At 39.0% G+C, this 5,978-nt stretch carries 5 protein-coding genes and 1 pseudogene; 3 read left to right on the forward strand and 3 right to left on the reverse strand.

All coding sequences use genetic code 11. The features are described 5' to 3' along the window. Window positions 1–314: 314 nt before the first annotated feature. Window positions 315–776: a ribonuclease HI gene (rnhA, locus tag WIW52_RS00075; protein WP_443295327.1), complete on the reverse strand. Its 462-nt coding sequence runs from the start codon at window positions 774–776 to the stop codon at window positions 315–317. A gap of 54 nt (window positions 777–830) precedes the next feature. Then, a pseudogene (locus tag WIW52_RS00080) lies at window positions 831–2,055 on the reverse strand (IS200/IS605 family accessory protein TnpB-related protein); the annotation flags it as partial. A gap of 352 nt (window positions 2,056–2,407) precedes the next feature. Between WIW52_RS00080 and WIW52_RS00085 the strand changes: the two are divergent. Then, entirely contained in the window at window positions 2,408–3,727 is a 1,320-nt protein-coding gene (locus WIW52_RS00085) for an MFS transporter (RefSeq protein ID WP_337707777.1), read from the forward strand. Window positions 3,728–4,285: 558 nt separating this feature from the next. Here the strand turns inward: WIW52_RS00085 and WIW52_RS00090 are convergent. Further along, on the reverse strand, window positions 4,286–4,420 hold the full coding sequence (locus WIW52_RS00090) for a hypothetical protein (RefSeq protein ID WP_337707779.1): 135 nt from the start codon (window positions 4,418–4,420) through the stop codon (window positions 4,286–4,288). Window positions 4,421–4,889: 469 nt separating this feature from the next. Between WIW52_RS00090 and WIW52_RS00095 the strand changes: the two genes are divergently transcribed. Together WIW52_RS00095 and WIW52_RS00100 are read left to right on the forward strand one after the other, a co-directional pair. Further along, window positions 4,890–5,345: a peroxiredoxin gene (locus WIW52_RS00095; protein WP_337707781.1), complete on the forward strand. Its 456-nt coding sequence runs from the start codon at window positions 4,890–4,892 to the stop codon at window positions 5,343–5,345. 244 nt (window positions 5,346–5,589) lie between these two features. Continuing rightward, window positions 5,590–5,931 (forward strand): DUF2173 family protein, encoded by a 342-nt coding sequence (locus WIW52_RS00100; protein WP_337707782.1) that lies wholly within the window; start codon window positions 5,590–5,592, stop codon window positions 5,929–5,931. Window positions 5,932–5,978: the final 47 nt, after the last annotated feature.

A 5,978-nucleotide genomic window follows, 5' to 3' on the forward strand; every position in this document is an offset into this window, starting at 1 on the left:
GGCAAGAGAAACTTAGAAAATAGTACTTGAGGTTTGCACCGAGGATTTGTTGTCGAATTTTTGCGGTTTTTAGTAAGCATCATATGAAGGATTAAATTATTTTGCTTTTATGCCACCGGATCAACAAAACAATAAAAATTATTTTCGACATGGAGTATTTTGGTTGTATAATTGGTTCAAGGCGGATGATAATAATAACATGAGTGTAATCTTCTTATTGATGAATGGAAATATTTTCAATTGCACACTTGCCTTACAACAATATGGCTTTAATGGATATAGTGCAAATGCAATACCACCAAACCCACCAGCATCTACATATAATGATCAAAAATTTTGCATCCTACATCAGCAAGTTTTCCTTTTACAACTAGATCATAAGCAACTCTACTTAGGTAATCTGCTTCGGTGTTTAACTCTCTAGGCACCCATTCTACCTTAGCATCTAATTCCTCTTTCAACTCTAAAGCCCTCTTATATAAAGGTATAATTCTCTGTGCCTTAACTCTATACTCTCCGTTTAACTGCTTTACCACAAGTTGAGAGTCGCCTCTAATTATAGGCTGAAATACATTGAGTCTTTTCAACTCCTCCATCAGGCATATTATTCCCGTATATTCAGCTACGTTATTAGTAGAGTCCTTTGAGAAAGGCTTTGCAGCAAGTCCATAACCTTTGATTTTTTGTCCGTTATTCAAGATTATGAGATAACCAAAGGTCGCTATACCACCTGGGTTTTTTGGCTCGCACAATCCGTCAAAGTAACCTACTATCACAAGGTTCATTTATTTCGTAGTTTTGTTTAAAAATGTTATCGCTGAGTTAGGTGTTTACCCGTGACGTAACTTATCCTTACTCTTAATCTAATTCCGTCACGGCACCTCTCTCAAGGACTCATACACATTCACCCTTAACTCATTGGGGCTAGTCGAGAAAAATACCACTTCCCTCCCATCCACCTTCCTTACCAAGTCAAGAGGGGCAATAGAATCCCTTTCCAAAAGAACTCCACCGCTTTCCAAGTACCTAGCGTTCACCTTGAAAACCTTAATCCCCCCACCCTCGTGAGCAGAGCCCGTCATCAGGTAGGGGTTAAAAACCTTTATAGCTCTCTCAACTATCTGTTTCCTCTTCTTCAACTTCTCACCGTTAAACGGGTTGATAGAGGAAGTATATGACTCAGAAACCTCATCAACGTCTATCGGCTGAGCTTTCAACATCTCCACAAATTTAACAACACTCCACTGGTGAATCCTATGCCTAAGCTTATCATTTTTATCACCCTCCATCTTCTCCTTAGACCTTGAGGAAAACTTACCTACTACGACTTTAGCACTTAAGCTCCTAGCAAGCTCTGTTATCCTTTTTACAGTCTTCCTCAGAATGTCGAGCTTCCTCTCCTTTTCCCTTAATTTCCTCAACTTCTTCTTAACTAGTTGGTCCTTAGTTGAATGCCCCTTAGTAATCTCTTCCCTCCTCAGGGAGTAATTAACCACAACCCTCCCTAACCCAGTCTCATATCTCCTCAGTTCCTTGAGTTTAAAACCCTCAAAAACCGCTAAAGTGACGTTGTTCTCGTTAACGTCAATAGAGATATAATTACCATCCTTGGACTCAACCTCAACCTCCTTCTCAAAAGTCAACCAAACTAGGACTTTCCTACCAACTAATCTTAACTTAAGCTCTTGCGAAACCCTCCAACTCTCATATACGTAGCGGGTAAATTGTTTAGTGAACTTGAGGGGTATCTCAACCCAACCCTTGTGAGTTAAAACGCTGATGAACACTCTGTTAAACCTCCAATTAATCATAATTAGGAATAGTGATCATAACCCTTTTGTACTCTGGTTTATCCTTCCTCGTTAATCCTTTTTTCCTCCTCTCCCTAAAACTCTTAACAATCCTTTCAGCTACGATATAAGCACCTTCAATAACCCTTGAAGGTAGGAAGGGGTACTTCTCCTTATAGTCACTGTAAAACCTCTCGTGCAACTTCTTCCTAGTAGTTGGTAAAACCTCGAAGAGTATCACCCCAATCATTTCATTAACAATCAAAATCATATGAGTCCATTACCCATGAAAAATACGCCCCTAAGTAGTTGGCCTTTTCTATTACGACTAGTAATAACAACCACTGGCATATAAAATTTCATAAAAGAGATTAAAACGAGTATAAGGGAGCTAAATAACGCCTAATATTTGGCTCAACTACTTTTCCATTTAGGAATATAAATTTCACCTAGGGGTCCTAGATTGCAGAACTTGGAATTTAAATCAGCCTTTACAAGAGTATTATCAAAAATTAGTAAATGGCTATAAACTTGCGTTATAAAAATAAAATTTTCATCTTAAAAGTAAAGTAATTTAAATAAATAAGCTTATAAGTTGTAAGACGCTATAACAATTCATGTCCTCGGTCTCAAGGGTCGCGATTTTAGGACTGGTAGGAACTACTATAGAGTGGTATGACTACTACTTATTTATCTATGCCGCTCTACTAGCATTTCCTAAACTCTTCTTCCCTTCATCTAATTACCTTGTGTCAATATTAGCCTCAGTATCATCATATGCAATAGCGTTTTTCGCAAGACCTTTAGGTGCGACAGTTTTCGGTCACATTGGTGATAAGTTAGGAAGAAGACACGCACTGAGCTTTGATTTAGTATTAGTAGGGATAGCTATGATAGCGGTGGGACTAATGCCTGCGTACTCTACGATCGGATTAATAGCACCGATAGCAGTCTTCGCTTTTAGGTTCATACAAGGCTTAGGGGTTGGTGGCGAGTGGGGAGGAGTAGCTACATGGGTTTCAGAACACGTATCTTCAAAGAGGGCTTTATTCACGTCCCTTATTGAGATTGCCTCACCTTTAGGCTTTATTGGTGCAGCCACAGTACTCCTAGTTTTCAGCAAGGACTTTGCTACAATAGGCTGGAGGATAGGCTTTATAGTAGGTGGGAGCGTAGCGTTTTTAGGTGCATTATTTAGATACTTAGCGACGGAAAGCATACCCTTTGAGAAAATAAAGAGCGAGGGCAAGATAAGTAAGGTGCCATCGATAGAGGTCTTCAAATACGCGTGGAAACCGATAATACTACTAATGTTATCGATAGGTAGTGTCTTCATTGCCGTTTATATACCGGCCACAGTAATGCCTAGTCTCTATCTGAAGGTTGTAGGGAAGGAGTTGCATTACCCAGAATATGTTAACTTCTTGGGAATTCAAGTTCCTCTGACTTCAGCCCTAGTTTACTTGTTCTCAATAGCTGGCCTAATATCAAATCCGCTGTTCGGTTATTTAGGCGATAAATTGGGTAGAAGGACTTCACTCATCATAGGTGACTTGTTAATAGCTGCCCTTGCGTATCCTTACGTATACGGGTTCCTGAGCGGTAACTTGTCTCTAGCCTTCGCCATGGAGTTCTTAATAGGTTTTGCTGCCTATGCACCATATGCATCAATGGCGGCCTTCTATCCGGAAAGTTTTCCCACAAAGTATAGGTACAGTGGAGCCAGTTACGGTTTGCAATTGGCTGCCGCAGTAGAAGGAGGTTTGATGCCTATATTACTCGTAGGACTTCTAGGTTTGCCCTCCCAGTATTTAGTACACTCATGGATAGTGACAACGTTCTTAGCGATATGGGGAGTAATATCTGCCATAGCTACTTTAGGTTTGAAGGAAACCAAAGGTGTGGATTTGACTAAGGAGGAGGTAGTAGTTAAGTAAGTTCTTTTTATTATTTATTTTTAAACTATTATGAAAAACCCTCATTCACTTCTTGTTCACAATAAAATTGGAAGAAGTAATACCCTAGACATCCATTATCTATTGATGAAGAAGATAGCAAGAAGGATTGCTGAGGGTAAAGAGGAGTTTTACTGTGTATTTGCTGTGTCCTTTAAGAGTTGCGACCCAACCGATGTAATATGTTATGACTTTAACAAGTGAGGTTATACAAGGCGATCACACAAGGAGTAATGTAAGTGTTTACCCGTGGTGTAACTGGAGAGTTGTGCCACATCTAAGGGCTGAGTTCTTTTTCACGTCAAAAGAAATTTTTTGTCTGTTTATAGCGAATTTTTGTTGCTATATGATGATCTCTCAGGCCGATGTGGGCAAAAGGGTGAGAGTGATTGCAGAGATGTGAGCCCCGTGCCGTTGGGCTCGAAGGAGTCCCATGACCCACCTGTGGTTAAGGGCTAAGTCTCTACAATCGATATCATGAATAAACATAAAATGAATGAAAGTGTAGGGACAAACGGACGAGGAGTTGATATAATTATATTATCTCCTTTTTGTCATTATTACAAACGACGCATCACCCTTAAGCCTCTCTTCGTTAACCATACCTTGGCTTATCTTCTTCATTAGTGAGTACGGGTTGATAACTTTTAATCCAGCTAGTACGTGTTTACCCATGGCGTAACTTTTCCTTACTTCTAATTACTTCTAATTCCGCCACGGGCTAAGGGATCATACACAGTTACCCTTAAGTCCCTGGGGCTAGTAGAAGAAAACACCCTACCTTCCCATCCACACTTTTCTCGCTCTCATCCTCGTGAGCAAAGTCCGTCATCAGTTAGGGAGATCGTCAGTAAAAATTCGTTGGTAACGCTATACAAACATTCTCAAAACAATATTTAGAAGTGATAAAAAATAACTAGCAGTTACGTAAAAGAGTCACAGTCTCATTAAGTTATGTACAAACGTTCATCCACCTAAATTTTGAAGTTGTGAAATAAAAACTATTATTTTATAAGTTACAGCAGTTATGAGATTTCTCGTTAGGTGTAGCCTTGAAGTCAAGGCAAAATCTAATAACTGCTGTAAGTTAATTGATTGGCTATTTTGTAAGCAAAATTAAATACGAAAAATACGTTAAGATCATGTGAAACTAAAAATAGGTGATCAGGCTCCTGATTTTGAAGGAATTACCGACGAAGGGAGAAAAATAAGACTTTCGGACTTCCGAGGGAAGTTTGTAATTCTCTACTTTTACCCTAAGGACGATACTCCAGGCTGTAGAGTTGAAGCAATGTCTTTCCGTGATAGGTATGATGACCTCCAGAAGCTTAACGCTGTTGTAATCGGCGTAAGCGGCGATAATGTGGACTCTCATAAAAAGTTTAAGGAGAAATATAAATTACCGTTCATATTGGTATCTGACACAGAAGGTAAGATAAGGGAGTTATACGGCGTCAAAGGCTTACTTATACCGCCTAGGGTGACATTTGTGATAGACATCGATGGGCGAATTATCCATATTTACTCCTCTCAGCTAAACCCCTCATCTCACGTAAGTGAGGCACTAAAAGTGATAAGGGGCTTAGAGAGTAAAGGATAATACAAAGTTAGAGTAAAGAGTTAGAAACCATTTTTTATCTTTTAAATTATTCTTACTGAAATTAAAGATTTTTATTATATAAACTTTACTATCAAAACATTTCATAGTCTTCAAGTCCATTATGAATAATTTATCATTGTTATCATAATAGAATGAAAAGAAATATGTTGTAATTTATTTGAAATTAAAAAGAGTTTTGCAAAAATCTTATATTAATGGTTGATATAATAAAAACTGAACAAACATGAGTGAAGAAAAACTCGAAAGGTTAATGAAGATAAAGGGAGCAATAGCCGCAGGTCATTTCTCAGCGGACGGTAAACTACTGGGATACAAAGGCGACATACCAAAGGAAATGGCTGAATTAGTAGCCAAGATGTGTGCGGCAAACACAATGATGGGTAGTATGGAGGCAGAAGGATTCACGATGTTAACTAAGATGAAGTGGACACCGTTCCACGGGTGGGCAGTAGCTGCGGGTGACTATGCCGTATGTGCTATGGGACACTATGGAGTGTTCGTAAAGTTATCTGAGGCTGACTTCAATCTAATATTCAAGGAACTGGGAGAAGTAGCTAAATCCTGAGAACTAGAAGTTATCGTTTTCTTTTTTCTTTTCTTTACATTCTCCCT

It is taken from the genome of Stygiolobus sp. RP850M (genome assembly GCF_037389295.1).
Taxonomy (GTDB): domain Archaea; phylum Thermoproteota; class Thermoprotei_A; order Sulfolobales; family Sulfolobaceae; genus Stygiolobus.